Genomic DNA, 19,690 nt, shown 5'->3' with positions numbered 1-19,690 from the left:
TCGATCAGGCGCCGATCGACCAGAGCTGGGTGAGCAGATACCAGTTCAGCAGGTAGGTGATCACGAACGCGGCGAGGAAGACCAGACAGAGGACGAACGTGCCGCGCATCTCGTAGGCGTGGACGGGGTCGTCCGGATCCTGGGCCATCCCCAGCCCCCCGTCGGCGACGAGATCCGCGTTGTCCGCGCCGTTTTCGACCCGGTCGCCGAAGACGAGCGAACCGACCGCGACGAGAACGAACAGGACCCCGCCCGCGATGGCGAGTAGGGCGAAGATCCCGAAGATCGCGAACAGCGGCGACGCGGCGGAGAGACTGAACTCGGTGCCGGGGATGTTCTCGACGACCTCGGCGGTCCGTCGCGGGATGCCGTAGAGAATACCGACGTACATCATCATCAGGACGGCCACGCCCATCGCGGCCGAGTAGAAGAACGGCTGGATCGACGCGAGCCGCTCGGAGATGTACTGTCGCATGAACATGGTCCGAATCACGAAGAAGACCAGGCCCATGAACGCGACAGTCGTTCCGAGGACGACCGTCCCGTGGAAGTGACCCACCGTCGCGAACGTGTTGTGCCAAGTCATGTTGAGCTGAAGTTGTCCCATCATGACCCCAGTGATTCCGCCGAGGAACCCGAACAGAATGATCGAGAAGATCGTCGAGGAGAACACCGGGTTCGACCAGGGAGCGGACGTGAGCCAGCCGAACAACCCGCCGCCCTTCCCGCGCTTTCGGCGGCCGGCCTCGATCCCCGCCGGGATGGCGAACGCGTGGATCAGACTCGCGAACGTCGCGCCGTAGAACGCGTAGGACGTGTTCCAGATGCGCCAGCCGGTCGACACCGCGGGGTCGGACAGCAAGTGGTGTGCCGCCCCGAGGTTGATGAAGAACAGGTAGAGGATAAACGCCGTCCGCGAGACCTTCTCGCTGACGACCTCCGCGCCGGCGACGACGTGGGTGAGGAAGTACCAGACGGCGATCATCGCCACGAGGTTGATCTGCTGTGTTCCGTGCCCGATGATCCAGTACATCTGGCGGTACCAGGCCGCGTCCCACCACTGGATCATCTCGAGTCGCCACAGCAGGGTGGGAACGAACGCCACCAGCCCGCCGACCAGCGCCTCGACGGCGATGATCGACGTGACGAACGCGGCGAAGCTGACGAGCGGCAGCGTCTTGTCCGGGTGCTCGCGCTTCTCGTACCACATCGTCGCGAAAAAGGGCAGTGCCGCGACGACGGTGCCCAGAATGAAGACGATCGCGCCGGCGTAGAACAGCGGCGAAATCGGCATCGGGACGTAGGCCGTCAACAGCGGCGCCTCGTTCGGCGCTTCGGTGGTCCAGATGGCGTAGTTGACGAGCACCGCCCCGGCGGCCATGACGAGCCATCCCGCCTTCGCGACCTTCGTGAACGGTAGCCGTCTGCCCAGTACCATCGGCCCGCCCACGTAGAGGATGGCGATCTCCATGAACACCATCCAGAAGATCAGCAGGTTCCACGCGTGCAGGCTGAGATGCGTATAGAAGTCCGCGGCATCGAGTAACCCGATCACTTCCCAGCGGGTCATCGCGACGGTAAACGCGAAGATGCCTCCGTAGAGGAGGGCAACGACCGCCGTGAGACCGAACAGCTTGACGTGGTTGTCGACGGAGCGGTGAACCTCGAGCCCCGTCACGGAGCAGGTCCGGAAGCCGTCGTCGCGATACTCGTTGTCGAACAGGCCGAGAACGTCCAGTTTGTGTGCCATCGTTATCCCTCCTCCACGACGATCGTCCCGTGCATGGTCCGGTGGCCCTGGCCACAGAACTCGTTACAGATGATGTGGTAGGTGCCGGGTTCGTCGAAGGTCATCGGCACCACCCACTCGTAGCCGGGCAGCACCTGCAGGTTGATCTGTTTGCTCAGCGCGTCCTCGGGCCGCAGCGAGAAGCCGTGCTGGACGTCCATCGAGTTGAGATGGAAGTCGTACTCCGTCCCCGTCTCGAGGACAACTGGCGCGCCATCCCACTGGAATCGCATCGCCTGCAGGTAGACGTCCTGCTCCGGCGGGACGAGACCCGCGTCTGTCTCCTCGGCACGCTCCTTGTAGTCCTGCAGCTTCTCGCGGAACTCCTCGGCCTCTACGCTGAACGTCTCGCCGATGGGGTTCTGATCGCCGACGCGCGTCCAGACGCTCATCCAGCCGAAGAGAATGAGCGACCAGCCGACACCCAGTCCCAGCCAGATGGATTCGCGTCTGTTGACCGGTTGATCCCACCAGTTACCGTCCGGGGGTTTGATCGGTGACGTCATGGAATCACCCCAGTGGAACTGAGAACACGTCGACCCATCCCCACGCGACGTACGAAACGGCGAAAAACACGAGTGCCGCCGCTGCGAGCAACCATATACGGTCGTACAACCGTTGCATCACCGGCTCCGACTCGTCCGCGTTGTCTATAGTCATCCCTTCAACCTGAAATGGATACGTTATTGCCATAGTGATTCTCCCGTACACGTTCGTCGAAGTGACGCCCAGTGCGGCGACGAACGGGTATCTCAGGCCGTGTTGCATGAGAACTGTCCGCTCGAGCGACGCGCCACTTGCGTCGCTGGACGACGAGCGGCCCGAGAACCGGCTCCGACCTCGGACGGAATTCCCTCGAAAATCAGGCGACGTATAGCTGGTCGATGTCGGCGAGGACGAGCGACACGCCGGCGAGGCGAACGAATCGGTCGGCGTAGGCGGTGAACCGGCCGGCTGTGAGGTCGTGCCCCACTGCAGTCGCACCGGTCACACTGAGAAGCAGGACGGCGAACCTGGCCGCGTGGCTGTCCATGATCGCCGCGGTCTCTGCGACTGACATCGTGATCGACCGAAACGCGAGCGACAGAAACAGCGGTACCACACAGGCAACGGCCGCGAGAGCGTACATCGCACCGAAAGCCGCGGATCCGGTCACGGTCGCTCGTCGTTCCGGCAGGAGGACGTGGACGGCGCCCGTCCCGCCCCAAATCACCCACACCTCGAGGGCAATCAACGCGATACCGACGGCGTACTCGAGAAACGGCAGCAGAGACTCGAGAGCGATGCCGGCGACGAGGGCGACGGCCGAGAGAGCGATGAGAACGGCTATCGAACCGACCGCAGCCGCGAGTCCGCGGCTCACGGCGCCGGAGAGCGGGGCGCCCTCCTCGTCCGTCGCCGCCACGTAGTAGCCGACGTAGACGGGTAGCAGGGCATACGAACAAGGAGCGAAAAACGTAGCAGTGCCCGCGCCGAGGGCGAACAGTACGGTTCCGACCGGTTCACACCGGCCATCTCACTCGTCCGTGAGCGCGGCTTCGATCGGTCGTTGAAACGCATCGGCGGACTTGTACCCGCGTTCGGACCAGGTAACGGTGTTCGATTCGTCGAGCACGAACGCGTATGGGACGCCTCCGGCGTCGAGCTGTTCGGTCAGCTCGAGGTCGGTGTCCAGCGCCACAGTCCAGTCGCCGCCGTTGGCCGTCCACCACGCTGCCACGTCGTCGCGGGTAACGGTGTTTCCGACCGGTTCGCTCGTCACGGACACGAACTGGACGTCCTCCCCGACATCGTGGTGGACGACCGAGAGCGGCTCCATCGTGTGCTGGCAGACGGTGCACCAAGTGGCGAACAGTTCGACGAACGTGACGCGACCACGTTGGGGGACCGTCGTCGTCCCCGCCTCGCTTCCCGGCGCATCGATCGTCTCGAGTACGACCGGGTTGATCCCCGCGTCGTCGCCATCGATATCGAGGTCACCGACTGCGACGGCTGCGCCGCCCCCGGCGACGGTAAGGCCGACCGCGCCAGTGAGGAGATCACGACGCTTCACGGCTTACCACCCCTCGACGACAGCTCTCGCGTCGTCGACGGTGCTCCCATTCGGCGGGCCACCGGTGTAGGCCCGTTCGACGAGTCCCATGTCAGTTCACGGGTCTTCGTCGTAGATGTCTCGGGTGGGCTCGCCGCTGACGTCGATGACGCCGAGGGCGCCGCGGCGGGCCGCGCGGGTCAGCGCGTGGTCGACGATTTTGACCGGCCCTGGCACCGGGAACTCCATTTCGGCCGCGGCCGTCGTCCCGGGTGCGACGGGTGCGGTTTCGATGTTCTGTTCGGGCTCGGTCAGGAGGTCGCCGTCGCGGTAGAAGCGGCTCCAGACGTTGCCGATGGGGTGCCACGAGCTCAGGAGGTTCGGGCCGCCGTTGGCGAAGTAGACCCGTGCGGTCTCGCCCGTATTGGCCTGCATGGGGCCGACACCGTCTCCGGTGAAGCCGTAGGCCTGGCCGTTGAACACGACGTAGGTCGGCTGTTCGGCGAGCATGGCGTCGAAGTCGAAGCCGTGGTGGCCTTTCTCGCCGACGTCGCCGTCGGTGTAGATCTCGTGCTGGCCGAGGTAGTACTCGTTATCGACCTCGGGGAGGCCGTCCTCGGGTTCGACGAGGATCGAGCCGAACATGCCGCTGCTGATGTGCTGGTCCATGTTCGGGATCGCACAGTGGTAGATGAACACGCCCGCGTAGTCAGCGGTGAAGCTGATCTGGGTGGGGTCGTCGCCGGGCGCGATCGTGGTCGCGTCGGCCCCGCCGCCGGGGCCGTAGACCGCGTGGAAGTCCATGTTGTGGGCGGCCACGTTCAGATCCTCCGGGACGTCGAAGGTAAGGTTCACCCGGTCGCCGCGCCGGACTCGGACCATCGGTCCCGGCACCTGCCCCTCGAAGGTCATGTAGTCGAAGGTGACCCCCAGCTCGATCTCGGCGGTCACCCGCTCGGTCCGGACCGTGATGTCGTGTTCGCGCGGTTCGTTCCAGTCGACTGGATCCGGGATATCCGTCGGATCCCGGGCGATCCGATCCACGTCAACCGCTTTCGCCGCCGGCAGCCCTTCCCCGTCTGCCGATTCGTCGTCGTCGGTCGGTTCCGACGATTCGTTTCCTTCCAGACAACCGGCGACTGCGATCGCGCCGGTTGCACCCACTGCCTGTAGAAACCGTCGTCGGTCGGGATCGAATTGGGTCATTGTCCTCACCTGTGAGTAGAGGGAGACCCATATTCAAGCGGAGAGACGATTCTCGGTAGATGGTAAACTTTCCGACAACTCCCTGCATACCGGGGGCATTAAATATACACGCTACCGGCCGTCGCCGGAAGACAACGGGAATGAGGATCCGAAACCCGTTACGTGGCGACTATGACCGTCTCGAAGATGATTGCGAAAAGAACGAAACCGAGATAATAGTTCGAGGCATAGAACGACTGCAGCGCGGCCTCATCGGTCTGAATACGGTACTGCCGAATCACTGACCGGAGGAAGACCGCGCCGAGGGCGACGGATGTGGCCGCGTAGACTATACCGAGGCCGGCCAGCCAGCCGAGGACACTCGCGGCCAGCAGCGTCGCGCCCAGGTAGAACGCGACGTGTCGGCGCGCGGCGAGCACTCCGTTGACGACGGGGAACATCGGGAAGCCGCCACGGGAGTAGTCGTCTCGGTAGGCGATCGCGAGGTTATAGAAGTGTGCGGGCGTCCACAGGAAGATCACTGCAGCGAGGGCGATGGCGGGCGCTCCGATGTCGCCGGTGACGGCCGCCCAGCCGATGACGGCTGGGAGTGCTCCCGCCCCACCGCCGAGAACCGTGTTCCAGGCAGTGTTCGGTTTGAGAACCACTGTATAGAGGATGGCGTAGTAGACGATTGCAGCGCCGGTCAGCGCCGCTGCCAGCACGTTTACCCATGTCAGGAGGATCGCCATCGACGCGAATACGAGCACGATCCCGAACGATAGGGCGCTCCGTACCGGAACGAGATCGTGGACCAGCGGCCGGTCTGCCGTGCGATTCATCCGCCGGTCACGGTCGCGTTCGTAGACGTGATTGAACGTGGCGCTCGCACCGATCGCGAGGACACCCCCGACGAGTGTCGCGACCACGGTCGTCAACTCGAGCGTCTCACCTGTCAGCGTCGCCAGCCCCATTCCCGCGACTGCGACGAGACAGAGCAACCACATCAGCCGCGGTTTGGTGAGCGTCAGGTACGCCCCGACCGTCTGCCGGAGGCGGACGAGCGGATTGCTCGGTCGCTCGCGGGCGCTCGTCGTGCCTCCGGAGTCGATAGCTTCGTTCGTTCCCGGACCGAAACCGGTTTCGCGGGCGGTATCCGTTCTCTCGCGCGCGCTGTCCTCGAGGACGCAGACGAGTGCGACGAGCAGGCAGGCGAAGATGATCATCGCGAGCGCGAGGTGTAGTCCGTTCGCAGCGGCGGGGCCGCCGACGACGAGCACAGCACCGAGGGCGACCTGGACGGGAAAGAGGATGACCGCACACCCGACCAAGCCCCTCACCCGGCGACCGACCCCGATCTGCCGGGTGGCGAGCCCGGACGCGACGACGAGGAGGCCGGCCACGAGGGCTGCGACCCGGTGACCCCAGAAGAGGAGCGATTCGACGGAGAGCGGACCGAGTGCTAGGTCGGTCGAACAGCTCGGCCAGGTCGCACAGGTCGCTGCGCCGTCGGTCGTCGAAACGGCGGTTCCGAGTGCGACGAGAACGTACGCCGCAATCGTCGTCGTCGCGAGTAGGTTCGCGAACCGTTGTCGGGTGAGTGAATAGTTCATCTTTCGTCAATGGGCGGAGTCTCTCCGACGTTTCCCGCTGCACGCTCCCGGTCCCCACCGACACCGCGTCGGTCGTCTTCGTCCGTTCGGTCCGTCACTGTTCGTACCAGATGACGGTCACGACGTCCTCGTTGCGCTCGACCGTCTCGTAGACGTAGCCGCGGTCGTCGAGTTTCGGGAACAGAAACTGGGGGACGCGGTCGTTGCGCTGAGCGAGAACCGTTTCGGGCGGGAGTTCGGCGAGCGTCTCGAGAGTGTCCTTGAGCGGTTCCGGCGGGCCGAGCGACCGGACATCCATCGTCTCCTGTGGTCGATCAGTCGGTGCGTCGATGCGATCGACGACGGAGATGAGCGATTGCATATGTGCCAGTCCACACTTCTGCAACCTCTTTTTGATCCCGTACCTGTTCGGTCACAGCGGAGACACGGTGACTCGGAGCGGGTCTTCTCGAGTGTCGAATCAATGTTGGGTCTGTTCCCGTAGGCGTTGTTCAGATAAGGTCTGAAAAGCGAGGCGGTCAGAATTCTAGGTGTCCATGCCGGAATTCAGCCGCCTCAACGGCGCTGGTAGCGGCTTTCGATTAGATTTTGTGGAGCGTGGGGCGACACCGCGCGAGCTCATCGATTGAGTATCCAGCTCCACCTGGCCGAGATATCAATTTCAGATACTGTTTCTGTCTTAGAGAGATTCGATGTCGAACGGGCGAGATCGGCGATCCATAATTAGGTGTAGAAAGCCGATTCACATCCGACAACTGGAAAACAGCCGGATCACGTTCTACTCGACGAACCCGTGATCCGATTCACTGATCCGTGCTACTGGCTGTACGCTGCTATCGATCCCGAAACGAACGAATTTCTCCACGTCAAGCTCTATTCAACGCGTACAACCGCACTTACTGATATTTTTCTCCACGAATCAGAGAGAAATATGACGTCGAAGACGCCGTGTTTCTCGTCGATTCAGCACCGTGACTCGAGATTGTACTCCACCATCTCGAGCACTGATTTCCATACGAAAAATATGGAAATCGGAACGCCACCGAATGTATATTCTAAAATATAAAAAGACGTACATACCAGTTTAATATCTATTTCAGAACGCCGATCCAGCAACCGCCGAAACATGGCTCGGCGACGTAGAGGCGACGAGTGTACATTCCATCGACACAAAGGTTCGTCGTGGGATCTTCCTGATCAGTCGCCGTCGCTTCGACAATCCCTCACAGCGATGTCGCGGGGACGGTCTCTGCTGTCGGCTCCGAAGATGTGTGATTCAGTGTTAGTGACCGCGTATTCGGTCTCGCAGGCGGCGTCACCGACCGTCCTGGAGCCCTCGCTGGATATACGGCAACTGACGGGGCGCTACTTGCACTTCTCCAACACTTGATGGGGACCGCGTGCTGAGTACAGAGAGGTGTAGTCAGTACGTGGTTTCTAGTAGCTTCTGAGAATTTCAACGGTGCCGGGATTTTGAACTGTAAGCGGTGTAACTCTCCTATCCAGGTCCAAAGGCCGCGATATCGGCACCCACTGTCGCCAGTGCGTCGGCGGGGTTCGGGTCGCTGTCAGCCAGATGCGTGTACTGGTGGTCCGGGATGCTCGACAGTGCCGCCGTGATGGCCTCGCTGTATGTCTCGACGCCCGATTCAGTCGGGTCATCGCCACCCCAGACGTCTCGGATAACTGTCATCGAATCGATGCGCACTTCCAGTCTGCGTGGCTCGTAGCGAGCCAACAGTTCGGAGAGCCCGAGCTGGAGGGCGACGTACTCGGCGGTGTTGTTCCCCGTCCGGGAGCCGACGGGTCGGCCGAGACGGGCGAGTTGGTCCTCCGCAGCGTCCATGATGACAGCGCCCGCACCTGCGGGCCCGGGGTTACCGCGTGAACTGCCGTCGACGTAGAGGACGAACGTGTCGCTCGTCGGTTCGGGGACGGATGGCCGGGTGAGTCCTGACGCCAGCAGACTCTCGAGCACGCGACGCAACTCGGCCGGGGTGGTCTGGGGATCGAAGAGACCGCCGTAACCGGGGACAGCGTCGTCGATGGCGTCGGTGGCGGCCGCCACCTCGTAGCCGACGCCCGCGAGTACCTCGTCGACGAGCGCGGCGACCGGCGAGAGGTGTTCGACCGGGAGGGGATCGTCGGTCACGCCACTTCCCCCTGCGGGCTTCGGTTCTGGGCCCTCACACCTTCGATCCCGGATGGTCTCGTTGGCTGGTCACACCACTGCATATGGGTCCTCAGTGGTCGAGCGGGATAATCTCTTCAGGTGGTACCAGTGTTCGCCGCTTCTGTTCATACTTACTCCCACATAGTGGCCGCTATATGACACTCATTGTCGTGCGGAGAACATGGCCAAAGTCACCGGGACAGTGGCATTGTGGCCTGCGGGCTTGTCCTCAGCTATTCGGCCTCATCGGGCGGATACTATTCGTGTCCACACATCATAGATAGCGCCTATTCTCAACAGTTTCCATTTGTGGAGAATTAGTACACTTCTCCCTTCACAATAAACTCATTCCATTTTGGGTAAGTATACTATATGATTTTATCTAGGAAATAATTGATAGGTATGGCTATCCCCTCGTTAGATGTCTGAAGATCGATTACCGAGTTCGCAGGAAAAGCTACTTTTCACGGCGCAATTACTCATGCGTATGAGCGAGGAGTCACTCGATGATCTCGACAGACGCATTGTACATAGCCTTCAGCAAGATGCTCGCAAGACATCGGCGAGCGAGATCGCAGAACAGGCGGGTGTCTCGGCTAGTACAGTCCGTAATCGAATACGGAATTTGGAAGACGCAGACATCCTTACTGGATACCATCCTGAGGTGAATTACGAGGCTGCTAGTTACCAGTTGCAGACGCTTATTGTCTGTACTGCACCGATCCCCGATCGAGAGGCCCTCGCGCGGAAAGCTCTCGAGGTACCAGGTGTCGTTGCAGTCAGAGAGATTATGACCGGCACAGAGAACGTCCATGTCGAAGCAATCGGTTCGGATAGTGACGACCTCAGCCGGATCGGCCGAGACCTCGACGAACTCGGCCTCGAAGTCGTTGATGAGGACCTGATACGGAACGAGTACGAGCGTGCCTTTCACGGATTTGACGTTGAAAGCGTGGAGTGAATTTCGTAGAGCTGTCCTCTCCTGCTTTGTTGAGAGAGCCGTCTTATCGACGTGTGCCGAGAATGCTCGCTCTCATCTCCATTGTACTTTGTAGGACAGTACCACAGGATATAGGGGTATATTTTGTTGATTCGAGAATGGAAACACCGTATTTATGCTGATCCGGGCCAACATTCCGGTAGAGAACACTCATGAGTGATACCTTACCGGCCTGTGAAACGTGACTCCGTTTGACGATATCGACGTTGATCCTGTCTATAGGGCTTCGCTGCGAGGCGAAGAGATGACTGAAAATTGATAATATAAGTTAATGCCAAAAGAACTTGAACGAGATCTCGGACTGTTCGCGGTAGTCGCTATTAGTATCGGCGCGATGATCGGAAGCGGGATCTTCATACTCCCCGGTTTAGCACTGAAGACAGCAGGGCCGGCTGTTATTCTCGCGTACCTGCTCGCAGGGGTACTTGTCCTGCCAGCTGCCTTAAGTAAGGCAGAGATGGCAACAGCGATGCCAGAGGCCGGTGGCACATACATCTACATCGAGCGTGGCATGGGCCCGCTACTCGGAACGATCGCCGGCGTCGGTACGTGGTTTTCTCTGTCGTTCAAGGGCGCACTAGCGCTGGTCGGAGGCGTCCCCTATCTCCTATACCTATTCGACTTGCCAGTGAAGCCGGTCGCACTCGTGTTGGCTGCCGTTCTCGTACTCGTCAACCTCATCGGCGCAAAACAGACTGGGCGCCTCCAGATCGTCATCGTCACAGTGATGCTCGCGGCGATGGTCTGGTTCGTCGTCGGTGGGCTTCCGTCGACGAGCAGCGCCTACTATGACGGTTTCTTCAGTAAGGGTTCCGGCGGTCTCCTCGCCGCTACTGGTCTCGTATTCGTCTCGTACGCGGGCGTGACCAAGATCGCGAGTGTCGCTGAGGAAGTGGAGAATCCGGACCGGAACATCCCACTCGGAATCCTCGGTTCACTTTCCTTTACGACGCTCCTGTACGTACTCATCGTCGTGGTGATGGTCGGGGTGACGCCGCCCGACCTCTTGAGTGACTCCGGGGTACCGATGATTCACGCGGCCGAAGCAACGCTCGCCTGGCCGGGCGTGGTTGCCGTTATTATTGCAGCCGTACTCGCATTGATTAGTACGGCCAACGCGGGTATTCTGTCGTCGTCTCGGTATCCATTTGCGATGGCTCGAGACAAGCTTGCACCGCCGTCTCTGACGGAGATTCACGATGAGTGGGGGACGCCCGTGCAGGCGATTACGCTCACTGGCGCTGTGATGTTGCTCCTCATCGCATTCGTCCCGATCCTCCAGATTGCGAAGCTGGCGAGTGCCTTCCAGATCATCGTCTTTGCCTTAGTCAATGGTGCAGTTATCGCGTTTCGTGAGGGGAACGTCGGAGAGTACGATCCCAGCTTCGAGTCGCCGCTCTATCCGTGGACTCAGATCTTCGGAATCGCCGGTGGATTCCTTCTTATCGGGTACATGGGGACAATACCGCTCGTCGGTGCTGTCATCATCATAGTCGGATCGATGCTCTGGTATGCGTATTACGCACGAGGTCGTGTCCAGCGCGAAGGCGCTGCCACGGATGTCGTGCGGCGGACTGTCGGCCGCAAAGCCGTTGAACGGACGAAGTCAACCTTCGATGTGGTTGACGGGTATGAAGTTCTCGTCGCTATCACCGAGAAAACGAGTGAGCAGCGAGAACGCACGCTAATTCGGATCGCTGCTGACATCGCCCGCGAGAATGACGGGAGCGTCACTGTCGTTCAGTTCGACGAAGTGGCCGATCAGGTACCGCTCCAACAGGCATCAGAGACGCAGTCGCCAGCGGATATCCAGTTTGAGGAACAAACGGAACCGCTCACCGAGGAGTTCGATGTCCCCGTTCACTATGGCGAGATCGTGAGTCACGACACGAAGCGAGCGATCGCTAACTTCGCCGAACACGAGGATGTAGACTTCCTCCTGCTCGAACGAAGTGACGACCCATTGTACGCCTCGATATTCGGTACTACTGTCGAATGGATCTCTCGTAATGCTCCGTGTGACGTCTTGCTTATCGAGGACCGTGATCTGGACCGGATTGATTCCGTTACAGTCATCACCGATCGCGGCCCCTTCGATCCGCAGAAGATCACTGTCGCGAACGCGTTAGCGAGCGAGGCAGGAGGAAGTATTGACCTGCTGTACCCACTCGAGAGTACAGCGACTGAGACGCAACATGAGACGATAGACGAATACCTCGAAGAATTAGAGTCGCTATGTACGGTCCCCGTGAACCGATCGATTATCGAGACTGATGAACCCGAACGGGATTTCGTCTCGGTGACTAACACTTCCGATATACTCGTTATCGGAACGGATGGAGGACGGATACGAGGGAACCTATTCGGGCGGCCGGCAGATCGGATCATCGATAGCGTCGATTGTACGGCCATCCAAGTCGAGTCGGAATGGGGAGGCCCCGGTCCTCTCCGTCGGGCCGTCGAACGAATCGTATTCTGACTTCAGATTTCTCACGGTAGACTTTCGTTGCAAAGAGTTCTGTTCCCCGTCGCGAAGACGACTCTGGCCGATGAAGGATCAGTGGTATATACAGAATCGATGCTTATCGCGGCGGGCAGCTGCGAACGACATGATTCGGTTACGCGACCGAACTCTCTTCGTCCGGTGCAGCCGTCAGGTGTGCTTCTCCCCAGTGAGCCATCTCTTGAATAACAGGTTCGAGTGACTCACCGATGTCGGTCAGCGAGTACTCGACCCGGACTGGCTTTTCGTTGACGATCTCTCTGTCGATCAGTTGCTTCTGTTCGAGGTCCTCGAGAACATCGGAGAGGACCTTACTGGATATGCCTCCGACTTCTTCTTTGAGGGCATTGAACCCGAGCGGACCGTTAGCGAGTAGCCGATGAATGACTACAGTATGCCACTTCCTGCCGATCAGCGTTGCAGTGGAGGTGATCGGACACCAGTCTTCGCCCGTACACCACACTTTCAGTTGCTGCGTCGATTCGCCCATAAGTACCGATTAGACCCGAATCGGTATATAGTTACGTATCGTAACCTTGTTACTAGTAGTATTCGTTCTGTTTTCGCGCCACTTCTTTGCCCCTCGTCTCGAAACGGGTTACCGACCGGTGACCGAATGACCGCCAGGTTAGCGAGCGTTTATTTACTATTAGATGGTGAGAGCCGTACCCATGGCAGATGAACACGAGTGTGACCTCTGTAGTCAGTCGTTCGACACGGAAGAAGAACTCCACGAACACGCACAGGAGGAGCACGAAGACGAGATGTGAGCGAGACCGGACTGCGGATCGGTCCCGCAATCGAGCGTCCTCGTACCGTGATTTTTCGGGCCTCGTCCCCGTGGCGACGAGTACCGCATTCATATCGCATCCTTCTTCGAGCACTGCCGACCGATGATTTCGCATCTCGTACTCGGGTTCGGTGAACCGCCTCGAACCGCCTGTAGATTCGTTCATCGAGGGCTACTCGGCGTCATCTGGACGACTGTTCGGGACGGACCTCGTCCTCGGAGACGTGATCGCTAACTGGGGGATCCCTGCCGAGTACGTTCGAGACGATGTCTCGGTTGCTCGAAACAGTGTGATACGTTTTCTCTCGTAGCCGCCCGTACGTCTCGAACCGCCGCAAGAACTCGACCAGTCGTCTCGGCAGCACGCCGGCGATGACGAGCGACTCTTCGGTCGCGGCGCCACAGGAGTACACCGCGTTCTCGGTGATCAGTTGCGCGCACTCCTCGTAGCCGTCGGGGAGGTGCTCCCGTTCGAAGTCGCTGAGTCGTGATCGTCCCTCTCGGACTTCCGAGAGCTTGATCGACTGAATGTCGCTTCGGCGAACGGCAAACGTCGCGGACCACGTACAGAAGTGACAGTCGTCGTCGTAGACGAGTTTCGGAACGCAGCCCATCGTACAGACCCTCGAGAGTGAGCCGCGTAAGTATTCACCCTACGACAATTTTCGAGAACACGCACTGCTATTCTTTGCGGGTCGTTGCGTGCTCCGCTTTTTTCTTGCTGGTCCTCGAACGGGACAGTATGTGCATCGTCTCGCCCCGCGGATACTCTGCGCTCGGCGCCTCCCTTCGCGCTGTCGGTGGTGTCGATGACTGAGTCCGGCGCGTACCCTCCGATCGAAGTCTACGGCGTCGTCGGCAACCTCGAGACGTGCGCGCTCGTCGCGCCGAACGGTTCGGTCGACTGGTTCCCCTTCCCGCACCTCGAGTCGCCGAGCATCCTCGCCGCGATTCTCGACGCCGAGCGCGGCGGTCGATTTCGGATCACGCCGGTCGATTCCTTCGAGACGGATCGTCACTACGTCGACGACACGAACGTCCTCGAGACGACCTTTCGAACCGACGGCGCCACGGTGACGGTGACGGACTTCCTGCCCCCAGCCGGCCAGGTCGCCCATCCGAAGAAGGTTCTCTACCGCAAAGTTACCTGTACGGACGGAACCATCGACCTCGAAGTCGAACTCGATCCGCAGTTCGATTACGGGCGTGCGGAGACGTCGATCGAATCGGTCGGGAAGGGTATCCTCGCCGACGGTGAGGATGAACGGACGCTACTCGAGAGCCCGATCGACCTGGAAATCGACGGCGGGCGAATCACCGGCGAACTGTCGCTCGATGCCGGCGAGACGGAGTGGTTCCTGCTCCGGTGTACGGGCGCCGAGGACGCGAATACGAACCCGGACGCCGCACTGGAGGAGACGCTCGCGTACTGGACCGACTGGGCGCATAGCTGCGGCCCGGAAGACGACTGCGCCTTCGAGGGGCCCTGGCATGATCAGGTCGTCCGCTCGGAACTCGTTCTCAAACTCCTCACGCACGCCGAATCGGGAGCGATCGCGGCCGCGCCGACGACGTCGTTGCCCGAAGATATCGGCGGCGTCCGGAACTGGGATTACCGGTTCAACTGGCTGCGAGACGCCGGATTCACCGTTCAGGCGCTGATGAACCTCGGTACCGCCGAGGAGGCGACCGATTACTTCGACTGGTTCATGGATCTCTGTCAGGCGGACGATCCGGCAGCGATCCAGCCGCTGTATAGCCTTCACGGCGAGTCCGATCTCGAGGAGCGCGAACTCGATCACTTCGAGGGCTATCGCGGTTCGCGTCCGGTTCGGATCGGAAACGAAGCGGCCGAGCAGCGACAGCTCGATATCTACGGCGAACTCCTGTTGGCCGTCGACGAGATGCACCACCACGGGCGGAAGCTGGACGATGAGGAGTGGAACCGAATCCGTGACGTCGTCGACTACGTTCGCGAAATCTGGGACGAACCGGACGCGGGCATCTGGGAAGTCCGCGGCGGGAACGAACACTTCGTCTATTCGAAAGTGATGTGTTGGGTCGCCCTCGATCGGGGTATCGCGATCGCGACCGACGGAGACCACGACGCCCCGCTCGAGGCGTGGCGAGAGACCCGCGAGACGATCCGGACGGACGTCCTCGAGAACGGCTACGACGAGGATGTCGGCGCGTTCGTGCAGTCCTACGGGACCGATGCGTTGGACGCGACGGGGCTGTTGCTCCCGATCGTCGGCTTCCTGCCGTTCGACGACGATCGCATTCGGGGAACGATCGATGCGATCGAGGAGACGTTAGTCGAGGACGACGTTTTCGTGTCGCGGTACGATGGCGACGACGGCCTCCCGGGCGACGAGGGGGCGTTCGTCCTCTGCTCGTGCTGGTTGATCGACGCGCTGGCACTCTCCGGGCACGTCGAAGAAGCGCAGTCCCGATTCGAGTCGCTCTTGGAGTACCTGAATCCACTCGGACTCGTCGCGGAGGAAATAGACCCGGAGACCGGGGCGCACCTCGGAAACTACCCGCAAGCGTTCAGCCACATCGGCATCGTCAACAGCGCCCTCTACCTCGGCTATATGCGGGGGAACGAGACGCCCGGACCGGCACCGATGGGAATTCGGCTCGGCGATCCGATCACGTCTTCCGAACATTGACATCCTCCCGCGCCTGAAGACGCGGGAATCCCGACCGCGTTTGGGATATTAGGGTTTACGAGCCACGTGTTCTTGCGGTACGAACGCACCGCACTCGGAATCGAACACGAAAGTCGATGGCTGTGCCAACCAGCTGTTACTCCTATCTCCCCCATCACAGGCGAGACTCGGAGTTACAGCGGTAGCGAGGCGAAAGCCCACCCCTTCAGGGGTGGGATGAAGCCGACAACTGGGAATCTATCCACGCTCGTAGCCACGGCTGGGGTTAGATGCTTGCATAGCATCTTTAGGTGGGCAATTTCTATATACTGACGATGCCTCGTGGGTTCGACCGGGAACGTACCACCGTCCACAAACTCCAGTACCACTTCATCTGGTGCCCGAAATACCGAAAATCGGTGCTTGAGGGCGAAGTACGCATCCGTCTCGAAGAACTCATCGAGGAGAAGGCCGACGAACTCGACCTCGAAATCTTGGAGTTGGCGATTCGCCCCGACCACGTACACTTGTTCATCACGGGCGACCCCACGCTCGCCCCGAACAAAATCATGCAACAGGTCAAGGGCTACTCCTCTCGCCACCTCCGCGACGAGTTCGACTTCGGCTTGCCGTCGCTGTGGACGCGCTCGTACTTCGTCTCAAGCGCGGGCGACGTATCCAGCGAGGTCATCGAGGAGTACATCGACGCCCAAGCAGGTGAATAGCCATGCAACGGAACATCTCAACCACGGTGCGGGTCAAACTCCACTCGCTGACCAACAGGAAGGCTGACCTGCTCGCCCATGAGTACAAAGCGTTCCAGACCGAGGTTCACGGCGGAGACGCCGACCTCTACTCCGCGACCCAGCAACAGGTGTCGAAAGTCCAGCGTCAGAAAGACCCGAACCCCGACACCGAACAACCCGTCGTCCTTCGCAACGACGTGTTCGACGTATCCTACGACGAGGATACTGTTCTCTCGTCGTGGTGGGTCAAAGTCCCCATCTACGACCCCGAGCATGGGCGGGGAAACTCTATCTGGTGTCCCGCACACGTCCCGCACAAGGACGAACAACTCGTCCGAGAAGGCGACATTCGGGACAGCGAACTTGTGCGCCGAGATGGTGATTGGTACGTCCATATCGTCGTCAAACGGTCTGTGACCGTTCAAGACGAGTACGACGACGTACTGGCTATCGACATGGGCGCACGCTGGGTCGCTACCTGCGCGTTCCTCTCCGACCGCAATACCACCTTCTACGGTGAGGAGGTGCGTCGAATCCGCGAACACTACAAGCAACTGCGGAAGTCCATCGGGAAGGCGAAACCTCGACAGGGCCAGCAGGTCGTGGAGCGTATCGGTGACGCTGAGGCACGGAAGGTGGACGACCGCCTCCACAAGATTGCTCGCCAAATAGTGGAGGATGCCGAGGAACGGAACGCAGTTATCGTCGTGGGCGACCTCGGCGGGATTCGCAAGGACAACGACAAGGGACGGTACGTCAACGACAAGACCCACAAGATGCCGTTCGCCCGCCTCCTGAACTACATCGAATACAAGGCTCACGACGTGGGCATTGACGTGCAGTTGGTCGACGAATACGACACGTCAAAGACGTGCAACCATTGTGCCTGCGAGGGCGTCCGTGAGACGCAGGGGCGGTTTGAGTGTCCCGAGTGTGGGTTGGACGATAACGCGGACAAGAACGGTGCGCTGAATATCGGCAAACGAGCCTTGGGCAAGTTCTCGAAACCGCTGTCCGAGGCGGGGGCTGTACTGGCACAGCCCGAAACGCAGGTCATCGTCCCACGCGACGACGAACCTGCGAACCTCCCGCTAACCGTGGATTCAACCCCCAGTGGGGGAACCCCACGGCTTTAGCCGTGGGAGGATGTCAGGTCGATGCAAAATATGCAGTAGCGGTGGTTTCAGTCGCGTCGATGGCCGAGTCTACCTCAGAGGTCTGGCGACGCGACTCGACAACCGCACGGCGCTGCGATATGTTCCATCGGACCGCGTGTGTATACCAGAATCACCGCTTTCCAACAGTACGGATACGACGGTAGCGACCAGTCTTCCTCCTCTCCCGACTGTGTCTGCTCGCTCATATCTACCTCGAGCGGCATCTCATCACTGTAACTTCTGGGAGATCTCACAACGTGTAGCCGTGTTGGATTTGATCTGGAATAATGTTAGACGCCCGCGGAGGTTCTAAACGGGGCCTACTCTCATATGGATCTGAAGTTATTAGAACTTTTCATGGTTCTCTTGGCCCCTCTCGTGAGAATTGGAAAGCGATCAAAGATCCTTCACAAAAAATTATTATGGAGGATAAATTGCTATCACCCATGACATCTCTACGACAGTTTGACCACGATCGTCGGCGTCAAATCTACGAGTACATAGAGCGCAACGGTGCTGTGAGACCCGAAACAGTGCGCCAAAATGTCCTAGTACGGCCGGAAACCAGCTCTAAGCCGGCACGGTCAGGATCCGATCTCGAACCGTCGGTGATGATGTCGTCTGAGGAGTTCAATCACCACGTCTCTATTCTTAAGCGCGATGGCTATTTGAAGGAACGAGATGGGAAACTTCGAGTAGCGTTCCCGATGGATACGGGCGAAAAAACCGTCAAACTCGATGATCTCGAAGCGATCATTCGCCCCGCTCGCCAGGAGGACATCACCGGTATCGTCGGTGTGATCAAGGCGATTGCCACCGGAGACACCCACATCGTAGCCGCCAGGCTGGCTGACGAGATCAGCCGTGATGAAGTGCTCCTGCGTCACAATGAGAGTGAAGACCGAGTATTCTTCGTCGCTACTGTTGACGATGATACCGTCGGCTGGCTTCACGTCGGAGGGGTACAGTTTCCTAATATGAGTCACACGGCCGAGCTGACAGTAGGCGTCCTCGAGCGGTATCGCGGTAACGGGCTCGGTTCGACGCTTATGGAAAGCGGACTTGACTGGGCTCGAAATCGAGGCTATCGAAAAATTCACCAGAATCTCCCGAAGACCAATGAGCGTGCTGTCTCGTTCCTTAAGGATAACGGCTGGTCGATCGAGTCAAACCGAGACGGTCACTATCTTATTGACGACGAACTGGTTGACGAGGTCCAGCTTGCCATCTGGCTAGACGAGTGAATAATTCAGAGAACACTATCGATCTTCAACAACTTCTGTTCGGCACAAGGGGATATACTTGGCCTTCGGGGTTGGAAAAGCGACTGAGCATCACAGGACGATGCTCTTCTCGCGCATCATCGTGTGGATCGAGGCGTCGAGGCCCTCGCGGCCGATACCCGAGTCCTTGTTGCCGCCGAACGGGACGTCGCCCAGCCCGTGGCTCGGCGCGCCGTTGATCCGGACCGCGCCGGCGTCGATGCGGTTGGCCATCCGCATCGCGCGCTTGTAGTCGCTCGTGAAGACCGCCGCGTCGAGCGCGAGATCGGAGCCGTTCGCGATCTCGAGGGCGTCGTCCTCGTCCTCGAAGGTCGTGATCGCGGCGATGGGACCGAACTGCTCCTCGTCGACGATGCGGGCGTCACGCGGGACGTTCGCGAGCAGCGTCGGCTCGAAGAACTGATCGGCGAGTTCGTCCGGCACGCCCTCAGGGGCGCGACGGCTCCCGCCGCGGACGATCTCCGCGCCCTTGTCGACGGCGTCCTCGACGAGTGTCTCGACCCAGTCGGCCTGGTCCTCGCTGATGAGGGGACCGAAGGCGGTGTCCTCGTCGAAGAGGTCGCCGGCGGTCCAGGCGTCCATCTGGTCGTCGATCAGGTCGACGAGCTCGTCGTGGACCGACTCGTGAGCGAGCACGCGCGAGATCGCCGAGCAGCGCTGGCCGGCGTACTTGAACGATCCTTTGGCGCAGTTGCCGGCGACGTCAGTGAGGTCGGCGTCGTCGAAGACGACCGCGGGGGCGTTCCCGCCGAGTTCCATATGCAGATT

General features: G+C 60.1%; 19 protein-coding genes and 2 pseudogenes. 8 read left to right on the top strand and 13 right to left on the bottom strand.

Translation table 11 applies throughout. The features are described 5' to 3' along the window. Nucleotides 1-4 precede the first annotated feature (4 nt). From LDH66_RS22440 to LDH66_RS22405, 8 genes are all read right to left on the bottom strand, one after another. Nucleotides 5-1,750 (bottom strand): cytochrome c oxidase subunit I, encoded by a 1,746-nt coding sequence (locus LDH66_RS22440; protein WP_226483304.1) that lies wholly within the window; start codon nt 1,748-1,750, stop codon nt 5-7. A 2-nt stretch (nt 1,751-1,752) separates the two neighbouring features. Continuing rightward, on the bottom strand, nt 1,753-2,295 hold the full coding sequence (locus LDH66_RS22435) for a cupredoxin domain-containing protein (RefSeq protein WP_226483303.1): 543 nt from the start codon (nt 2,293-2,295) through the stop codon (nt 1,753-1,755). Between the two features lie 4 nt (nt 2,296-2,299). After that, a complete protein-coding gene (locus LDH66_RS22430; protein ID WP_226483302.1) occupies nt 2,300-2,557 on the bottom strand; it encodes a hypothetical protein in 258 nt (85 codons plus the stop codon). Nucleotides 2,558-2,651: 94 nt separating this feature from the next. Continuing rightward, nucleotides 2,652-3,194, bottom strand: coding sequence for a cytochrome C biogenesis protein (locus LDH66_RS22425; RefSeq protein ID WP_226483301.1), 543 nt, complete (start codon nt 3,192-3,194; stop codon nt 2,652-2,654). Between the two features lie 111 nt (nt 3,195-3,305). Further along, the gene (locus LDH66_RS22420) at nt 3,306-3,842 is read right to left on the bottom strand and encodes a TlpA family protein disulfide reductase (protein WP_226483300.1); all 537 of its coding nucleotides are present in this window, start codon (nt 3,840-3,842) and stop codon (nt 3,306-3,308) included. A 96-nt stretch (nt 3,843-3,938) separates the two neighbouring features. Then, complete coding sequence (gene nirK / locus LDH66_RS22415) at nt 3,939-5,027, bottom strand: copper-containing nitrite reductase (protein ID WP_226483299.1); 1,089 nt, start codon at nt 5,025-5,027, stop codon at nt 3,939-3,941. A gap of 158 nt (nt 5,028-5,185) precedes the next feature. Further along, nucleotides 5,186-6,619, bottom strand: a complete 1,434-nt coding sequence (gene cyoE / locus LDH66_RS22410) for a heme o synthase (RefSeq protein WP_226483298.1) — start codon at nt 6,617-6,619, stop codon at nt 5,186-5,188. A 94-nt stretch (nt 6,620-6,713) separates the two neighbouring features. Then, on the bottom strand, nt 6,714-6,980 hold the full coding sequence (locus LDH66_RS22405; protein WP_226483297.1) for a DUF2249 domain-containing protein: 267 nt from the start codon (nt 6,978-6,980) through the stop codon (nt 6,714-6,716). Nucleotides 6,981-7,155: 175 nt separating this feature from the next. Between LDH66_RS22405 and LDH66_RS22400 the strand changes: the two are divergent. Further along, nucleotides 7,156-7,752 (top strand): annotated as a pseudogene (locus tag LDH66_RS22400) (transposase domain-containing protein); the annotation flags it as partial. Nucleotides 7,753-8,117: 365 nt separating this feature from the next. Here LDH66_RS22400 and LDH66_RS22395 read toward each other — a convergent pair. After that, nucleotides 8,118-8,771 (bottom strand): ribonuclease HI family protein, encoded by a 654-nt coding sequence (locus LDH66_RS22395; protein WP_226483296.1) that lies wholly within the window; start codon nt 8,769-8,771, stop codon nt 8,118-8,120. Between the two features lie 508 nt (nt 8,772-9,279). Here LDH66_RS22395 and LDH66_RS22390 point away from each other — a divergent pair. Together LDH66_RS22390 and LDH66_RS22385 are read left to right on the top strand one after the other, a co-directional pair. Continuing rightward, on the top strand, nt 9,280-9,753 hold the full coding sequence (locus LDH66_RS22390) for an Lrp/AsnC family transcriptional regulator (protein ID WP_226483295.1): 474 nt from the start codon (nt 9,280-9,282) through the stop codon (nt 9,751-9,753). A 310-nt stretch (nt 9,754-10,063) separates the two neighbouring features. Next, the gene (locus tag LDH66_RS22385; protein ID WP_226483294.1) at nt 10,064-12,271 is read left to right on the top strand and encodes an amino acid permease; all 2,208 of its coding nucleotides are present in this window, start codon (nt 10,064-10,066) and stop codon (nt 12,269-12,271) included. A 139-nt stretch (nt 12,272-12,410) separates the two neighbouring features. Here the strand turns inward: LDH66_RS22385 and LDH66_RS22380 are convergent, their stop codons facing one another. Then, nucleotides 12,411-12,785, bottom strand: a complete 375-nt coding sequence (locus LDH66_RS22380; RefSeq protein ID WP_226483293.1) for a winged helix-turn-helix transcriptional regulator — start codon at nt 12,783-12,785, stop codon at nt 12,411-12,413. A gap of 181 nt (nt 12,786-12,966) precedes the next feature. Here LDH66_RS22380 and LDH66_RS23360 point away from each other — a divergent pair, with 181 nt between their 5' ends. Beyond that, entirely contained in the window at nt 12,967-13,065 is a 99-nt protein-coding gene (locus tag LDH66_RS23360) for a C2H2-type zinc finger protein (protein ID WP_425492998.1), read from the top strand. Between the two features lie 202 nt (nt 13,066-13,267). On the opposite strand, the gene LDH66_RS22375 is transcribed toward LDH66_RS23360, so the two are convergent. Then, nucleotides 13,268-13,699 (bottom strand): DCC1-like thiol-disulfide oxidoreductase family protein, encoded by a 432-nt coding sequence (locus LDH66_RS22375; RefSeq protein ID WP_226483292.1) that lies wholly within the window; start codon nt 13,697-13,699, stop codon nt 13,268-13,270. 195 nt (nt 13,700-13,894) lie between these two features. Between LDH66_RS22375 and LDH66_RS22370 the strand changes: the two genes are divergently transcribed. Further along, entirely contained in the window at nt 13,895-15,757 is a 1,863-nt protein-coding gene (locus tag LDH66_RS22370; protein ID WP_226483291.1) for a glycoside hydrolase family 15 protein, read from the top strand. Nucleotides 15,758-15,805: 48 nt separating this feature from the next. On the opposite strand, the pseudogene LDH66_RS22365 reads toward LDH66_RS22370, so the two are convergent. Continuing rightward, nucleotides 15,806-15,934 (bottom strand): annotated as a pseudogene (locus LDH66_RS22365) (zinc ribbon domain-containing protein); the annotation flags it as partial. Between the two features lie 137 nt (nt 15,935-16,071). Here LDH66_RS22365 and tnpA point away from each other — a divergent pair. From tnpA to LDH66_RS22350, 3 genes are all read left to right on the top strand, one after another. Beyond that, on the top strand, nt 16,072-16,461 hold the full coding sequence (tnpA, locus tag LDH66_RS22360; protein ID WP_226483290.1) for an IS200/IS605 family transposase: 390 nt from the start codon (nt 16,072-16,074) through the stop codon (nt 16,459-16,461). Nucleotides 16,462-16,463: 2 nt separating this feature from the next. Next, the gene (locus LDH66_RS22355; protein WP_226483289.1) at nt 16,464-17,618 is read left to right on the top strand and encodes an RNA-guided endonuclease InsQ/TnpB family protein; all 1,155 of its coding nucleotides are present in this window, start codon (nt 16,464-16,466) and stop codon (nt 17,616-17,618) included. A gap of 467 nt (nt 17,619-18,085) precedes the next feature. Beyond that, nucleotides 18,086-18,883 carry a GNAT family N-acetyltransferase gene (locus LDH66_RS22350; protein WP_226483288.1) on the top strand — a complete coding sequence of 266 codons (798 nt, stop codon included), beginning with the start codon at nt 18,086-18,088 and terminating at the stop codon, nt 18,881-18,883. A 90-nt stretch (nt 18,884-18,973) separates the two neighbouring features. Here LDH66_RS22350 and LDH66_RS22345 read toward each other — a convergent pair. Further along, nucleotides 18,974-19,690 (bottom strand): aldehyde dehydrogenase family protein (locus tag LDH66_RS22345; RefSeq protein ID WP_226483287.1); only part of this gene is annotated, 717 nt, incomplete at its 5' end.

The sequence above is a fragment of the Natrinema amylolyticum genome (assembly GCF_020515625.1).
GTDB lineage: Archaea > Halobacteriota > Halobacteria > Halobacteriales > Natrialbaceae > Natrinema > Natrinema amylolyticum.
Note: the sequence above shows the minus strand (reverse complement) of the source record. Positions and strands in the feature narration are given on the sequence as shown.